Origin of the sequence: Methanococcus voltae (assembly GCF_017875395.1) — an archaeon.
Lineage (GTDB): Archaea > AGJL01 > Methanococci > Methanococcales > Methanococcaceae > Methanococcus > Methanococcus voltae_C.
In genome coordinates, this window is sequence record NZ_JAGGMO010000001.1 from 480,158 (window position 1) to 497,059 (window position 16,902).

Genomic DNA, 16,902 nt, shown 5'->3' on the forward strand with positions numbered 1-16,902 from the left:
TATAATTAGTTAAAACGCAAGAACTATAATAAATAGATTATAAATCATAAAAACTGAAATAGGGGTGAAATTATCACCGGTTTCAACTCAAAAGAGCCTTTAAAGTTAACTCATAAAATAGATATTCCCTTAGATGTATGGGAGGAAAACGTTAAGGAATATATATCAAATTACAACGCCGTAACAAAAGAAACTGGCAAATTATTCATATTTGCAGGAGACCAGAAAATAGAACACTTGAATAACGATTTCAAAGGGGATGGGATATCTATTGAAGATTCAAATCCAGATCATTTGTTTAAAATAGCTAAATACGGTAAAATTGGAGCTTTTGCCACTCAGTTTGGATTGATATGTAGATATGGAAGGGATTATCCAGATATAGACTACATCGTAAAATTAAATTCAAAGACTAATTTAGTAGAAACTTGTCAAAAAGACCCCATTAGTACGTTATTGATTGATGTAAATGAAATAGTGGAATTTAAAAAGAGAACGGGCTTAAAAATAAGGGGAATAGGATATACCATCTATTTGGGAAGTGAATTTGAAAATATTATGTTATCAGAAGCCAGTCGGTTAATTCATGAAGCCCATAAAAATGGATTAATTGCAGTTATATGGATCTACCCTCGAGGTAAAGCCATTAGAAATGAAAAAGACTCGAATTTAATTGCAGGAGCTACGGGAGTAGGGGCTTGCATAGGTGCTGATTTCGTAAAAGTTAATTATCCGAAATCTAAAGAACCAGAAATAGATTTCAAAGATGCAGTAGCTTCTGCAGGTAGAACGAAAGTGATATGTGCGGGGGGATCTAGTAAAAAACCAGAAGAGTTTTTAAAAATCCTTTCTGAGCAAATAAATATTAGTGGGGCGTCAGGTTGTGCCACAGGGCGAAATATTCACCAAAAATCATTATTAGACGCTGTAGCTTTGACATATGCAATTAATGAGATAGTTTACAATAATAAAATTATAGAAGATGCCTTAGAATTCTTAAAACCAGAAATAAAAGAAAAAATAAGAGATGAAATACTTTTAAAACAGTATGAATCTGAAAAAATAAAATAAACTAAGATAAAAAAATATATTAAAAAAATTAAAAATAAAGAGTAAAAATAATAAATAAAATTAAATTATAAAAAAATAAATCTTGGTGGAAGTATGGATAAGGATATGGAAATGGTAGTTAATTTAGTGGAAATTTTGGAAAAAAAAGGAGTTGGTGTTCAACTATCTGTTGAAGACCAGAAAACTGTAGAAATTACAGTTAAAGATAAAAAAATAGATATAAATATTGTAAAACCTGCAAATATTGGAAAATTATTAAAAGAATTAGATTTACCAATGGGAAATAAATAAAAGATAAATAAGAGAATAGGTATTTGATTAAATAAGTAAATAATTGATAAATAAAATAATATTATTCAATATTATTTTTTAATTTTTTTACAACAAAGTCTTTTTTAGCAATTGCTTCATCACATGATTTTGCAACTTTTGACTTCATGTCTTCGAAATCTTCAGGTTTTTGCTCTCCAACTATTTTTTTAACCGGAGTATATGCAGCCTCCCTAAATTTAGGTATTAATGGTATTTTCTCCCCGTTATCGATTAAATAGCTAGTATCACCTTCTGCAACTACCCCAATAACTTCAGCACCCGTGTGTTCCTTAATTTCTTCAACCTTATCTTTTGGAGCTATAATTAACAAGCTGTCTATTGAAACTCCTAATGGGTCAATATTAAGATTTTCCAACATTTTTAATACTTTTTCATCCACTAAATTGTAAATTTTTTCTTTTTCAACTTGTAAAGATACGTTTGCAGTATTAGAGATTTCATAAGCATCTCCTCTAAGACCACCGTTAGTTACGTCAGTCATCACGTGAATATCTTTTAATAAATCCGCCTTTATTAATCCTTTGCAAGCTTTCAAGAAATCAACGTTTATAGTTTGGTTTATAGCATCAAAGTCCCCATAATAAAGACCGGTTGTAGATATAGTACCGCCACCACTACCTTTAGTCATTAATATTACATCGCCTACTTCAGCTCTTTTTCTTGCAGTTGGCTTTCCTTCATCTATTACACCTATTGCAGCTACTGAACTTACCAAACGGTCACCCAATACCATGTCACCGCCCACTCTTAAGGTACTACCTGCAACTAAAGGTACGTTTATAGCCTCTGAAACAGCACAAATACCTGCAGTATACTCTAAGATTTTTGCAACATCTCCGTCATCTGCTAAATGGACATCACTAATTAATGCAACTGCGTCAGCACCCATAACATAAACATCTCTCAAGGCAGCTCTTGCAACGTGGAAACCAGCCAAAAATGGGAAATCGCTTAATCGTGAGTGAGTACCATCTACCGCTACCACAACGTATTTTGCATCTGCTCTTACAACACCTGCATCGTCTTGCTCAGTACTATCAACTTCAGTTATCTGATTTGTAGTTCCGATTATACGAGCTATTTCTCGATGTACAAAGAAATCACCCTGTCCTCTGCTACCTACGCCCATTTTACCCATGGTAACGTCGGAAGTACTTGAACCCAATAGGTATTTTAAGTCATTATCTTCGATATCTTTGTATTTTTCCGTTGTTTTAACTTCTTCAATTACTGCATTGACAAATTTCTTCGCCCATTCTTCATTTACGTCTTTTAATTCTAAAACACGTTTAAAACCCACATCTATTATCTTATCTTCAGAAACGCCCTTTTTTAAATTTCTTCTAACATATCCTTCGATATCCATATGAAACACCAACATATTGAAATATTTGTAAATTAGTAGTTAGTTAAATTATAAAATAACAATTTTAAATGAATTTACTATCATGATATTGTTTACCATAGAATAAAGTAACATATCGTAATAGCTCGTAATATACATAATATTTTAATAAATGTAATCTCCATGTAAAAATAAAAATTTAAAGATAAAATGGGATTATTATTAACTCTTGCAATTTACTTAAATATTATTTGAATATTAGTTAAGTATTAGTTGAGTATTAATTAAAATTAATTTTCACTCAATTTCAATATAGCTTCTGCTATATCTCCGTTAGCTTCTTCCAATGCTTTTTTAGCTTCTTCTTCGGTAACATTGCATTGTGAAACTACCATTTCGATGTCTTCTTTTGTTACATCTAAAGTTACTTCAACATCTTCTATTTTTTCCACCGTTTTAGCAACTTTTTTAGCCCTACCGGTTATGGAATATGTTTTATTACCCATCATGTCCATTACCTGAACTTTTGGCTTTTCAAAAACTAAAAGCTTGTCATCTAATTCAATGGTGACTTTTAAAGCTTTAATGTCTTTTGCATCCATACCCATATCTTTCATCATATTTTGCATTTGTTTTATCATTCTTGGATTCATTCTTCCGCCACCTGGGAACATAAAAAACACCTCTGAGTCGATATATACTTTTTATAACCATAATCATGGATGATAATAATTAATAGTTTAAGATTATTGTCATTATTGTCATTTTTTCTAAGATTATGACGATTGCTATAAATTATAGATATTTATATGATATATAGTTTTTCAATCTAATTAAGCATAAAAATTTTAAAAGTAATACAATTATAAATTCAATTCATAAATTATATATTAAATACAAATATATTATTATTAATATATTTTAATCAGTGTTTTAAAAATATTTGAATATTATAATTTATTAAAATCTTAAAATAGCAAAATAATAGGGATATAAAGGTTAAATGAGGGCATATGATGGATATTAATAGTAAAACAATAATTAAAAAAGCAATTGATAAAATAAGTGATTTTAGTAAAGAAATAGATAGGGATGTAAAAATTATGCACGTATGTGGTTCCCACGAGCATACAATTTGCAATTACGGAATAAGAGACGTTTTACCGGAAAATATAACTGTTGTACCGGGACCTGGCTGTCCTGTATGCGTTACGACACAAAAAGAAATTGATGAGGCCATATATTTAGCAGAAGAAGGTTATACAATAGCTACGTTGGGTGACATGTATAGGGTTCCAGGTAGCGATAAATCATTGATGCAATTACAATCTGAGGGTTCAGATGTTAGGATTGTATCCGGAATACCCGAAGCTGTGAAAATAGCAAAAACCACTGACAAAAAAGTAGTTTTTGTTGCAATAGGATTTGAAACTACCGCTCCGACGACAGCTGCTGAATTAATATCGCTAAAATCTAGATACGATAGTCTAAAAAATTCAAATTCAGATAACAATCTTAATTTTTACATCCATAATTGTCACAGGCAGACGCCACCAGTGATGGATTTCTTACTAGGCGGGGGCTCCAAACTAAATCTAGATGGGTTTATATGCCCAGGTCACGTCTCTACAATCACAGGATTAAAACCATATTACACACCTTGCGAAAAATATCATGCTCCAATGGTTATTGCAGGTTTTGAGCCTACAGATGTTCTTATGTCACTAGTAATGCTATTAAAACAAATTAAAGATGGCGTTGCAAAAGTAGAAAATGAATACATCAGAGGAGTTAGGGAAGAAGGAAATGTTGTAGCCCAGAAAATGATAAATACAGTATTTAAGGATAAAGATGTAGCTTGGAGAGGATTCCCCATCATCAAAAACGGAGGATTTGATTTAAAAGATGAATTTAAGCAGTACGATATTAAAAACATTATCGATATGCCAGAAATCAAAGAAAAAATAAATAAAGGATGTATATGTAGTGAAATATTGAGGGGTGAAAAGCTACCTACTGATTGCAAACTATTTGGAAAAGCTTGTGACCCAATTAACCCAGTTGGTAGCTGTATGGTATCGGATGAAGGAACTTGTAGAATATTTTATAAGTATAAAAAACTAATGTAATTAGTTATTAAAAATAAAAAAATAAAGTAAAAAATAAATATTGTAGATTAAATAAATCTAAAGTAAGATGGGAAAATATGAAAAATACAAATGAATTAAAAGTTATGGATGTTAAAAATAAAAATAATGGAAGTAATTATTATAAAAAATCCATATCGAATATTTCTGAAGTATCAGATATTGTTGAAGAATTATTTAATGTATCAGCAATATATTTAACGGATGATGTTAAAAAAGCACTTGAAAATGCTGAAAATATTGAAGAAAAACAAATATCGAAAGATATTTTAAAGGCAATTATAAAAAATAATGAGATTGCAGAAAATAAAAAAATACCTTTGTGTCAAGATACTGGTGTACCAGTCGTATTTTTAAAAATAGGCACCAATATAGATTCAAATAACATAATGGAAATAATCGATAATATAAAATTGGGTGTAGAACAAGCTACTTCATCAGTCCCTTTAAGACCTAACGTAGTTAATCCATTAACTAGGGAGAATTTAAAGACAAATACGGGTTTAGGTTCTCCATTTGTTAATTTTGAATTTGATAAAAATCTTGAAAAAGAAATAGAAATTACGGTGTTTCCAAAAGGGGCAGGTAGCGAAAATATGAGTGCTTTAAAGATGCTAACTCCTGCGGAAGGAATAAATGGTATAACAAAATTTATATTGGACACTGTTGTATCTTCAGGCGGTAAACCTTGCCCCCCTATCGTTTTAGGGATAGGTATTGGAGGAACTGCTGATTTATCATTAAAATTAGCAAAAAAAGCACTTTTAAGAAATTTGGGGGAAAGGAATACTGATAAAAAAATTTCTAAAATGGAAGAAGAATTATTAGAAATGATAAATTCGTTAAAAATAGGCGCAATGGGTCTCGGAGGAAATACAACTGCGTTGGATGTATTTATTGAAATTAACGGTTGTCACACTGCTTCCTTACCTGTAGGAATCTGTATTCAGTGTTGGGCAGATCGAAAAGCTACTGCAAAAATTAAAATTTTATAATGACCATATTTAAAAATAAAAAATAGAAAAAAGAATATGAATATTTATCATTTGTATAATTTATTAATAAATTATATTTACTCTATCTTATTTTAGTTATTATTTTCTTTTTAATTTATTATTTTTTAGAATAAATTAATTGCATTTGTTTTTTTCATTATTCTTATCATTATTTCAGGTATCATTGTAGTGATTACAGACTTATCCGCATTTTTAATAACTTCTTTATCACTTCCATTGCAAGCGTAAGCATTGATACCATTATCATTTAAAATTTTGATGGTTGCTTTTTCTACCCAGGGATCCACATCGCTGATGTAAACTTCTTCAGGCTTTAAATTATTAGCAATTCCCCAAGAAATGTATCTTGCACCCAATAAACCTAATTTATCGTAATTTCCAAGCTCTTCTTCTAAAGAATTTAAATTTTTACCAAAATAAGGTTTTCTACCCAAATTACTATCTTTAACGGTTGTCCAATGTGCATCCCCTATAAAGTAGTCCCCTACAGTTTCAGGATAGATGTATGATTTATTATTATACGTTAAAAACTTATTACCCTTGGATATTGCCGACAATTGGTTCTTAGTTGCTAAACATATATTTAAATTAGCCAACTCTTCTTTCACTATGCTTAAAACCCTTGGAAGTCCAAAATTAGTTCTTTTTGCAGTCCCAGGTGCATATCCGCACATATAGCCATGGTGATTACCTACAAAACCAGTCAATATAACATTTAATCCACTTCGTAGACCGATTCTGCATTCATCTTCATAAGCCCCATTTGTAGCTACAACGCCCCCTTTTACCAATATACGAGAAGCAACTATTGATTTAGCAAAATCTTTTAACCTATCGTTTGAACGATTAAAAGGACCACCTTCGACCACGAATACGTCCACATCTAAATCATTACAGGCAGTTAATCCTGTTATTAAATCGTCATAACCATCGCCAATGTGAAAAATACCCTCTATACCTTTTCCAAATTTTTTTGAAGCACGGACTACTTTTTCCATTTCATCGATAGATGCACTATGCTCTTCGCCACCCTGCTCTTTTACCACGTTTACGCAGACTGTGGAAGATTTTTTTATCCAATCTTCAAATTCATAAGCATATTTTTGCTCTTTATCTAAAAGACGCTTATGTATCCTATCTTTTGGACAACCTTTGTAGGGAGGACCTTGATTATAACATTCGCCCATACAATGTGTTATCTCTTTTGGGAATCGCATAGGTCCATTTTCACCAAAATGATCTAAATCAAGAGGTACATCGACTAAATTATATATTTTATCCATTACTTCAAATGGAGTCATATTTTCTTTTTCTGCAATATCTGCTATTGCATAAGCGCACAAATGAATAGGAAATCCCATATGGTCGGTTAAAGTACAATTTTCTAAGAATTGTCGTAAATCTAATGTAGAAGAACAGGGACCTACGCCCAATTCCACTAAATCACAACCCATTGGAAATTTTCTAAAATTACTACCCAGTTTGTATAATTCATCGAGTTCAAAATTTCCTAATGTGTCTACTATTTCAATAATATCGGATTCTTTTAATTTATTATGGATTAATTTCTTATTGATAATTCCTTTTAACTCCAATGTAGCCATTGGATTATTTACCGATTCTTTAATTAATTCCAGCATTTTCTAACCCCATTATCAAATTTAAGTAAAATTTATTTAATAATATATCGTATAATTTTAGTATGTTAAAATAGACGGTATTTTAAAAATAAATTAAATAATTAATAACTGATAATTAATAACCAAAAACTTAACAAATATCTGGAATTAAGCCAAGTTCTTCAATCATTTTAACTACATTATTTAAATTGCCGGTTTTTGGACTTCCTACACCTACAATATTCATTGGGTGATTATCTGGAATTACAGTAGCCACATTACTTGCTCCAGCCATTAATGCGTATTGCACCAATTCTGCCCCGATAGTTGGCGTAGGTGAGGTTATTCTAATATTTGGAAACATTAATCTTGTTATTGCTATGGTTTTTGCCTGTTCTAAAGCAGAACATTTTGGATAGTGCTCCATAGGCGTGTTTTTATAAGGATTGAATCCCATTATTGGAATCTCTTTTACATTCATTTCTTTTAAAAAGTCTAAATGGTTAACTCTATCTTCGTAAGATTCACCAAGTCCGATTAAAAGTCCTGAAGAAAGTTCTATGTCGTGTTTTAATATATTTTTACATACATTTATTCTATCTTGTAAGTTTTCACCAGGTTTTACAGAATTAAACACTTCCTCGTTAGTACTTTCAAGATTACAACATATTGTATCTACATTATTATTTTTTAAATGTTTTATACAGTTTTCAGTTAAATCAGCTCCTGCATTAACTAAAACTTTTAAGTTAGAAACTTTTTTAACATTTTTTAAAGCTCTTAAAACTTCTGAACCATCATACCCATGACCTGAAGAACAGCTTACTCGCTTAATTCCCGAAGATTCTATTGCTTTCGCAGATTTCTGTATCATGTCATCGGAAGTTCTAAAAGGTTTTACATACCCCTCTGTTGAAGTCCCCGTAGCATAGCCACAATATTTGCATTTTGGGGTAACACTACATATGTTAGTAATATGTATGGTAGAGGTTATTTCGATAGAATTAAAAAACAAGTCCCGTAATTGTGAAGAAATTGAAAATAATTCCAAATAATCAGATATTTTTGATATATTAAAAAGTTCTAAAGCCTGTTCTTTTGTAATTATACTATTGTTTAACCCATTATTCTGAAGTAATTTTTCATATTCTTCAGTATTATAATTATTTTTAATAATATAATTATTCAAACTTGTTTCATCCGTAAGGTTAATATCATTACAATTCTCAGAAATTAAATTGTACACATTTGCCCTCAATTCCTGAAAATTATGTCTTATTTCACCAAGTGACATATGCACACCTCGTGTAAATTAAAAATAAACAATAAACAAAATAAACAATAAAAAAAGAGAAATTAAATTTAATTTATTGTTTTCCGTGTTTTTCGAGAACTTTTAAGGAAGCAGGTAAAATATCAGCTAAAGGACCGAAGCACATGCTGTCTGCAGTACCGGTTAAAGCTTTAGGGTCTAATTTATCTTCCATGCCTTTAATTCCTTCGCTTCTCATTAATTCTAAAATTTGGGTAATAGCTTCATCTGCCATCATTTGTGCAAAGTCTGCAGGAGCACCTAAAATTTGGGTAACTGCGTCTCTGTAAGCTAAAATACCTGCGTAAACTGGTGCAGTAACTGCTGAACCCATGTCACATACAGGGCTGATTAAGTTAGCTGGCATTTTGAAAGCTTCTCCTCTTGCAGTATTTGCAATTTTGAAGAATTTTTCAACTGCTTCTTCTGTTGCGAATCCTTCTGAAATGAACACTTGTCCTTTCATTTCAGGAACTGCTCCAGGGTGGTATGCGATAATGTTTAAATCGTCTCTACCTAAGTCTTTAAAGATTTTAGCAAATTTAGGGGTTGGGATTGTACATGCGTGTGTAACAATTGCTCCTTCCTTAATGTTTGCTACGAATTTTTCAATAATTGCAGGTTGGCTGCCTCCTTTTGGTAACCATGTAATAACAATATCTGCGTCTTTAACTGCTTCATTATCGTCTGCAGTAACTTTTAAGCCTACTTTTTCAGGGCTTACAAAGTGCATACAAGCTTTAGGTGGTTTTGGTAATTCTTTTGCCTTAGCTTTAACTGCATCTCTGATTTCTGGCATAACTTCTTCAGCTTTTCCTGCTAAATGAGCTTCCATAACTTTTGTATAGTCAAAGTTGTCTAAAACTACAATTTCATTTCCTTCTGCAAAGCAAGGATCTGCAATTACTACTTCGTCAATTTCGTCAATTAAATGTAATAATTCTGCACCCATTATAATTGTTGAGTGTGTCATTGCAATTTCCGGGATTCCTACTTGTTTAGCTACTTCTGAAGCTCTTGAAAAGTTTGTAATTCCAGATGCTGCGTGTGTTCTGTAACATCCTGCACCTAATATTGCTACTTTCATAAGTACACCTCTAAAGGTTTCTCTAATATATAATATACAATATTTTATTGTTGGGTATTAAGATATATATACATTAGTATTAGAATTTCTAATAGAGTACCCACATAGTTAGTACATATTAATAAATCCAATAATATTAATAGGGGACCCATCAGGAATATTAATATCTAATGGCATACCTAAAAAAACAAAAACTTGGTTGTCAAAAAACTCCAAATTAGTTAGATTTTCCACTATCAACATTTTATCCAATAACTTCTTATGAACTTTGTAATCTCCAATAGAAGCGCAGTCCGTAGCAATTATATCGATATTCAATTCTAAAATTCTTTCCAAATATTTATTTAATTTTAAATCATAATCAAAATACTTAAGATTACCCCATAATCTATATTTATTTGTATTTAAAATCAATATTTTAATATTATTTTTGTCAATGATATCTTTTAATTCATTGAATTTATCATCATTTTCAAAATATTCGGTATTTTCCGAATTATAATTTATACATATTGCATTTTCATAAATAATCTTCTTATCCATTAATTTTAAATAAGGTTTTGAAAATTTTGAAAAATCAGCATTTTTTACATTTGTATTATTCAAATGTCCTGGAAAATCAATATGTGTACCAAGATGTGAGTTAAGTTCTATTTTAGAGATTTTAAAATCATCCACATCTATTTTAGAGATTTTATATTCCGGATCGCCTGGAAAAACAACATTTACCAAATTGTGACTCAAAGATATGGGTTTACCAAAATTATTTTTTAAATTCATAATTTCACCTAAAATATCAATAAGGGATATTATATATTATAAGATATAAAACATATTTAAAATAAAGATTATTTATACAAAAATAAGAAAATAAGAAAATAAAAATAGTAAAAGTAAATTTATAATGTGATATTTATGCGACATGACTTTCACACTCACACAATATACAGCGATGGAGAATTATTACCTTCAGAACTTGTACGAAGAGCTATAGCTTTAAAACATAAGACTATTGCACTAACGGATCACGGCGACATTTCAAATTACAAAGAATTAATAAAAATGGGTCTTGAAACTAAAAAAGAGTTAAAAAATTACTGGGATATTGAAATAATTGCAGGGATAGAATTAACACATATTCCACCAAAATCAATACCTAAAATCGCAAAAAAATGTAAAGATGAAGGTGTTGAATTAGTTGTAATACATGGAGAGACGTTAGTAGAGCCTGTTGAAGAAAAAACAAATTATTATGCTTCATTATCTGAAGATGTAGATATATTAGCACATGGGGGCCTAATAGATGATGAAACTGCCAAAAATATAAAGGAAAATGATATTTATCTAGAAATAACGTCAAGAAAAGGTCATTCTTTATCAAATGGGTACGTTTTAAACGTTGCCAGAAAATACAACATACCTACAGTAATCAACACGGATTCCCATGCTCCAAGTGATTTAATATCATTTGAATTTGCTGAAAAAGTAGGTTTTGGTTGCGGTATGACCCCTGATGAAGTTAAAAAATCATTAATCGATAATCCTTTAAAATTATTAGATAAATTAAAAAAATAATTCAAATGTTATTCAAACGTAAAAATAAAATAGATAAAAAAATTTAATTTATTCATATATTTTTAAACTACATATATCATTATTTATATCATTTGAAGGGTCTAAAACTTGTATGTCACATAATGAGTTTAAACCTTGCTTTTCTGCCGTTTTTTCTATACCCAACTTCCTAGCGGTTTTTATATCCAATACATAAGCATCTAAAGTATCAACCTTTAATTTATTTGCAGCAACTGCCCTATGATGGCCATCTACTATAATATATTTGGTAAGATTTGTCTTTATAACAATCAAAGGTTCTGCTAAACCTCGTTCTAATTCATAAATACGACCATACAATTCATCTTCATATACTTTATTTTGAGTAGGCTTAAGTTCTTCTACAGGGACTATATCCTTGTATACTTCTAAATCGTATCCTAAAGTCCTATAGGTCTTAACAATTTTCTCCAATTTCTTAGGGGTTGTCTTTTCAATTTGAGACCTTAAAACATCGGTATTGGTAAGTATACCCAACAAATTATTCTTTTTATCTACTACGGGTAATTTAGAAAATCCTGTTCTAAACATTACCCTACCAATGTTTAATACATCAGCATCGGGATAAGTTACAACCATATCTCTAATATCCGTCATAATATTCTTTATTTTTTCATCTTTTTCTTTCCCTATTAAATCATGTACCGAAACTATCCCTATAATTTTTCCAGATTCAACAATTGGAAACGTATCATGAGTAGTATCTTCTACGAGCTTTATTGCATCACACACTGTTGCATTTAACGGTAATGTATTCACTTTTTTAGTCATATACTCTTTAACACTCATATAGCATCCCTACTCATATTAGTCTATTTTAAAATAATATACTTTAAAATAGTATTTTAAATTAATGGTTTAGTGACTATTCTTATGTTAGATTATATGAGCTAATTTAAAAAAATAATAAAAAAATCTAAAAATAAAATAGATAAAAAAATAATGGAATAAAGTAAAGATACTATAAAAAAATAATAATATAAAAAATAAAAATTTAAAGACAAATATTTGTTAAATAGTAGATATACTGTTATTCAGAGCCGCTGTTTGAAGATTCATCTTCATAGATACCCATGGTAGATAATATTTTATTTTGGATTGCTTCTTCAACCAATTGTCTTAAAGAAACTTTATCAGAAACCGATTCAAATATGCCCAATGGAATACATGCCGCTGCCGAAGCCTGATGACCACCGCCCATGAACGCCTCGTTCATTAAAGTCCCCAAATCAACTCTTAAATCCTTAGTTCTTGCACTTATGTGAATATTGTCATCTGCGATACCAAAAATATATGTGGTATATATACCTTCCATTTTAAGTAAGAAATCCGCAGCTCTTGGTAATGCGTCCCTATTTTTAATATTACCAACGTAAGATAATGCAATATTTCCTTTAATTATTTTTCTATTGGAAATAGCTTTAGCCAATACATCCATAGTTTCAGTTTCTATTTCGGGATTTTCTATCATTTCCAATACTTTTGTATCCATTAAACCTTGCAAATAACTTGCAATCTCAAAATCCATCTTAGAAGCATTTCTTTTGAAGTTATTTGTATCTGAAACTATTGCATAGTATAACGCAGTAGCTAGATGCCTATCTGGCTCAATGCCTAACTGAATCAAGTATGTTGTGATAATTGTTGCAGTAGCACCAGCTTCTGATTGTATGTCCGAATAATCTGCAGCTATATCACCATCTTTGTGGTGGTCAATTAAAATATTCATTTCTTTTGAGCGGTCAATTTCAGAATAAAGAGAATTATAACTTGAAGAATCCACTACTGCAATACCGCAGTATTTATCCATGTCTACTTCCAATATATTCTTCAATTTGATTCCCAATAAATTAACCATTGCTTTATTTTCGTCGTAACCAATTTTTCCAGCGTATGCAATTTTAGAAGACGCCCCCCACCTATCTAAAATTGTTTTTAACGCCATTGCACTTGCCATTGCGTCAGGATCTGGATTATTATGTAGCATTATTAAAAAATGTGCGTCAAAACAGCAATCTTCCAAGTTATTTTCATCGCCACATAAATTATTATATTTGGCTTTTGCATCCTCTACAACTTTTCTTAAGTCCAACAATTTCCTTCTTAATTTTGATTTTTGTATCTCATGAACTACGTCTTTAGCTGCACTTTCTAGGGGATATATTACCTTATCGACATTTAATCCTTCGTAAAGTTCAGGGTATTTTACAATACCTCTTACAATTACATATGCCTTATCATTTATAGACTGCACTAATTCTGCTATTTTACGATTTAACTCGTTATTATTAGTCATAATTAATATTGTATCAGCTTCAGTGATTTTAGCACGGTTTAAAACTTCCAACTGCCCTGCATCACCTACAATGTGGTTAAATGTTCCATTACCCAACGATTCAAAAACGTCTTCGTTAACGTCTATTATAGTAAGTTTGTCCAATTTTTTAGCACAATTTACTACCTTACGACCAAATGCACCATAACCTATTGCTAATATCATATTATGCCTCCATTGGATTGGGCGAAAGTATGTGTTATAATATTGTTAAATTTATAAAACATATATTTCATACATTAAGATAAAAATCTAATTTCAAATCAAATAATAGATAATAAATTTTTAAAACATATCAATTATTAATATTCAATCATATATTATATTAATAATTATTCGTATATTATCGAATATTATATATACTAAAATTATTTTTTTTTAAAATACCTTACTTTTTTAAAATCATAGTTTAAAAAAATTAGTCCAAATATAATAAATGTTTTAATAGATAATAGTAGTTTACTATTATATCTATTGGTATTTTTAGGTATATATTACTAGCGATGATAAATAAAAAAATCTAAAAAATAAACGTATTTTGTAAATAAATAATACACGTTTTGACGTAATTACATACCCCAAAATACATTATTTTCGACTTTTTGTTTTAATTCAGTATATCGATTTAGTGCCTCTAGTTCATCGCCTCTTAATTCAGATTTGTATTCATGGTAGAATTTCCTAACTTCAGGTTCTGGAACCTCCACATACAATATATCTTCTTCTTTAGCGTGTCTACCCAATATTAAAGAGCCATCAATTGAAATAGGCACTTGCATACCAACTTTTGCTTCTTTGATTGTCTCTTGTTGACTGTTTCTAAGTTCTTTAACATAACCTACTCTTTTACCATCTTCCAACATTATGTTACTACCAACTTTTAAAGTACCATATAATACTTCAACACCGCAAACTGCAGGTGCTTTCTGTCTAAATATACAGTTTGGTAAAATTTTTAATATAGCGGGTTTTGTCAATTTATTTAACTCATCAGATTTTAAAGATTCTTCCAATTCTTTAATCCAATCTTCATAATCTTCAACCAATTTATAAATAATTTTATCTTCAAACAATTTTACGTCGTTCTTTTCGAGTTCTAATTTTGCATCATTCAATACTTTGGCGTTAAAAGCTATTATGGCACCGTTGTAAGGATTTGATATTGCATAAGATGCAGCTTCGATGACATCTTTTTTATTCACATCTCCAACTTCAGCCTTTTTTATTTTAACATCTTTTTTTCTTAATTCTGTAGCTAAAGCCTCTAATGAACCCATTGTGTCAGCTTTTATAATAATACCTTCTTCATCCAATTTAATTTCAAAGTCTTCTATTTCTTGAACAATTTCTTCTTTAGCAACTTCTATTTGTGATTTAGGAACTATTCTCAAAGGACTACCTGCAATTACGTTATCTAGATCTGGAGCAGATATTTTAACCCCAGTAGCTGCTACAATTTGCTTTGAAGGTTTAAATTTATCTCTTGGATCCATCATTTCATCTAAAGCCTTAGGTTTCAATAATGCTTTCACTTTTGAAGTTATGATACCATCAGGATTTCCAATAACTACATAGTCACCAGCTTTTGCAATTCCGTCATAAATTATGGCATCAATTGTTTTTCCGAGACCTTTTTCTTCTTTTATTTCTAAAACGGTTCCTTTAGCATACCCATCTACATTTAAACCCAATTTTTGTTCCAAGAATTTTTGAGCAAGACCTGCAATAATTATCAATAAATCAGGTATTCCTTCTCCAGTCATTGCAGAAACTGGTAAAATATTAATTGTTGTGGTTGTGTCCTTAACTCTTGAAAAGACGTCTGCTTCAAAACCCAATTCATTTAAAGGAGCAATTACATTTTCATAAAGTTTTATTTCAAAGTCTGTTAGGGCATTTGGGTGTTGCTTCTGTTCATTGAAATTAGTTACAAAAGGTCCTTCAACCGAATTCCATCCTGAAATCTTATCTAACTTGTTAGCTGCAACTACAAACGGTGTTTTGCACTGCTTTAATATGTTAATGGCCTCTATGGTTTGAGGTTTAAATCCTTCATTGATATCTACAACTAAGATGGCAATGTCAGCTAAAGCTCCCCCCCTTTTTCTTAATGAGGTAAAAGCTTCGTGACCTGGAGTATCAATTACCAAGATACCGGGTATCGATAAATCAGCCTTAAATATACTCAATAAATCCTTTGAAACTTTTTTTATGGTTCCGATAGGTATTTCACTTGCACCGATATGTTGAGTTATACCGCCTGCTTCACGAGTTGTAACCCTAGTAGTTCTAATTTTGTCCAATAAGGAAGTTTTTCCATGGTCTACGTGACCCAATACACTTACAATAGGGCATCTTAATGCCATAATATCACCATTACAATTTTGAGATTCTTAAAAGAGATTACATAAATATTTTAATAATTTTAATAGATTAATATTCTTTTATACACATAATTTAATATGAAATATATTAAATTATCATTTATATTAGTACGATATATTATATAAAATATGCTAAAATATCATACAAATATGTAATAAAAAATTTAAAAATATTGATATTGATATAAAATTACAATATTACTAACGTGATAGTATGGAAAATTACGATGCAATACTAAAAAATATGGACTTAAAATTTAGAAATATAGATAATAAAAAGTTAATATTGGCAATTGTTAAAAATAAGGAAAATTTAGTACTAATGACTGCCTTTATGAATGAAGAATCCCTTAAAAAAACTTTAGAAACCGGATATATGCACTATTATTCTACCAGTCGTCAAAAACTTTGGAAGAAGGGGGAAGAAAGTGGGAATATTCAAAAAGTGCTAAATATATATAGAGATTGTGACGGGGATGCACTATTATTTGAAGTAGAGCAGACTGGATGGGCATGCCATGAGGGTTATATGTCTTGCTTCCACAATAAAATAGAAAAAGATGGTAGTTATGAATCTTTTGGAACTAAATTCGACTAATAAACCCATGGTTTAAATATAAAAAAATAAATATAAAAAAT

15 protein-coding genes are annotated in these 16,902 nt (G+C 30.2%); 6 read left to right on the forward strand and 9 right to left on the reverse strand.

The window, feature by feature from the left end; translation table 11 throughout:
* Nucleotides 1-72 precede the first annotated feature (72 nt).
* Nucleotides 73-1,071, forward strand: a complete 999-nt coding sequence (locus J2127_RS02260) for an aldolase (RefSeq protein ID WP_209731856.1) — start codon at nt 73-75, stop codon at nt 1,069-1,071.
* 93 nt (nt 1,072-1,164) lie between these two features.
* A complete protein-coding gene (locus tag J2127_RS02265; RefSeq protein WP_245326415.1) occupies nt 1,165-1,362 on the forward strand; it encodes a hypothetical protein in 198 nt (65 codons plus the stop codon).
* 61 nt (nt 1,363-1,423) lie between these two features.
* Here J2127_RS02265 and J2127_RS02270 read toward each other — a convergent pair whose 3' ends face one another.
* Together J2127_RS02270 and J2127_RS02275 are read right to left on the reverse strand one after the other, a co-directional pair.
* Complete coding sequence (locus J2127_RS02270) at nt 1,424-2,770, reverse strand: AIR synthase related protein (protein WP_209731796.1); 1,347 nt, start codon at nt 2,768-2,770, stop codon at nt 1,424-1,426.
* 269 nt (nt 2,771-3,039) lie between these two features.
* Nucleotides 3,040-3,423 (reverse strand): nascent polypeptide-associated complex protein, encoded by a 384-nt coding sequence (locus tag J2127_RS02275; protein WP_209731797.1) that lies wholly within the window; start codon nt 3,421-3,423, stop codon nt 3,040-3,042.
* A 339-nt stretch (nt 3,424-3,762) separates the two neighbouring features.
* Between J2127_RS02275 and hypD the strand changes: the two genes are divergently transcribed.
* Both hypD and J2127_RS02285 read left to right on the forward strand, forming a co-directional pair.
* Nucleotides 3,763-4,878 (forward strand): hydrogenase formation protein HypD, encoded by a 1,116-nt coding sequence (gene hypD, locus J2127_RS02280; protein ID WP_209731798.1) that lies wholly within the window; start codon nt 3,763-3,765, stop codon nt 4,876-4,878.
* Nucleotides 4,879-5,039: 161 nt separating this feature from the next.
* Nucleotides 5,040-5,891: a fumarate hydratase gene (locus J2127_RS02285; protein ID WP_209731858.1), complete on the forward strand. Its 852-nt coding sequence runs from the start codon at nt 5,040-5,042 to the stop codon at nt 5,889-5,891.
* Nucleotides 5,892-6,016: 125 nt separating this feature from the next.
* Here the strand turns inward: J2127_RS02285 and hmdC are convergent, their stop codons facing one another.
* The 4 genes from hmdC to J2127_RS02305 all read right to left on the reverse strand — a co-directional run bounded on the left by hmdC (nt 6,017) and on the right by J2127_RS02305 (nt 10,710).
* On the reverse strand, nt 6,017-7,552 hold the full coding sequence (hmdC, locus tag J2127_RS02290; RefSeq protein ID WP_209731799.1) for a 5,10-methenyltetrahydromethanopterin hydrogenase cofactor biosynthesis protein HmdC: 1,536 nt from the start codon (nt 7,550-7,552) through the stop codon (nt 6,017-6,019).
* 130 nt (nt 7,553-7,682) lie between these two features.
* Nucleotides 7,683-8,825: a 5,10-methenyltetrahydromethanopterin hydrogenase cofactor biosynthesis protein HmdB gene (hmdB, locus tag J2127_RS02295; RefSeq protein ID WP_209731800.1), complete on the reverse strand. Its 1,143-nt coding sequence runs from the start codon at nt 8,823-8,825 to the stop codon at nt 7,683-7,685.
* A 73-nt stretch (nt 8,826-8,898) separates the two neighbouring features.
* Nucleotides 8,899-9,930, reverse strand: a complete 1,032-nt coding sequence (gene hmd, locus J2127_RS02300) for a 5,10-methenyltetrahydromethanopterin hydrogenase (protein WP_209731801.1) — start codon at nt 9,928-9,930, stop codon at nt 8,899-8,901.
* Nucleotides 9,931-10,038: 108 nt separating this feature from the next.
* A complete protein-coding gene (locus J2127_RS02305; protein ID WP_209731802.1) occupies nt 10,039-10,710 on the reverse strand; it encodes a cyclase family protein in 672 nt (223 codons plus the stop codon).
* A gap of 135 nt (nt 10,711-10,845) precedes the next feature.
* On the opposite strand from J2127_RS02305, the gene J2127_RS02310 reads away from it, so the two are divergent.
* Nucleotides 10,846-11,505 (forward strand): histidinol phosphate phosphatase domain-containing protein, encoded by a 660-nt coding sequence (locus J2127_RS02310; RefSeq protein ID WP_209731803.1) that lies wholly within the window; start codon nt 10,846-10,848, stop codon nt 11,503-11,505.
* Between the two features lie 48 nt (nt 11,506-11,553).
* On the opposite strand, the gene J2127_RS02315 is transcribed toward J2127_RS02310, so the two are convergent.
* The 3 genes from J2127_RS02315 to infB form a co-directional block, all read right to left on the reverse strand.
* A complete protein-coding gene (locus tag J2127_RS02315) occupies nt 11,554-12,333 on the reverse strand; it encodes a CBS domain-containing ParB/RepB/Spo0J family partition protein (protein WP_209731804.1) in 780 nt (259 codons plus the stop codon).
* A 241-nt stretch (nt 12,334-12,574) separates the two neighbouring features.
* Nucleotides 12,575-14,044, reverse strand: a complete 1,470-nt coding sequence (locus tag J2127_RS02320; RefSeq protein WP_209731805.1) for a DHH family phosphoesterase — start codon at nt 14,042-14,044, stop codon at nt 12,575-12,577.
* Between the two features lie 404 nt (nt 14,045-14,448).
* The gene (gene infB, locus J2127_RS02325; RefSeq protein WP_209731806.1) at nt 14,449-16,245 is read right to left on the reverse strand and encodes a translation initiation factor IF-2; all 1,797 of its coding nucleotides are present in this window, start codon (nt 16,243-16,245) and stop codon (nt 14,449-14,451) included.
* Nucleotides 16,246-16,477: 232 nt separating this feature from the next.
* On the opposite strand from infB, the gene hisI reads away from it, so the two are divergent.
* Nucleotides 16,478-16,861 (forward strand): phosphoribosyl-AMP cyclohydrolase, encoded by a 384-nt coding sequence (hisI, locus tag J2127_RS02330; RefSeq protein ID WP_209731807.1) that lies wholly within the window; start codon nt 16,478-16,480, stop codon nt 16,859-16,861.
* Nucleotides 16,862-16,902 lie beyond the last annotated feature (41 nt).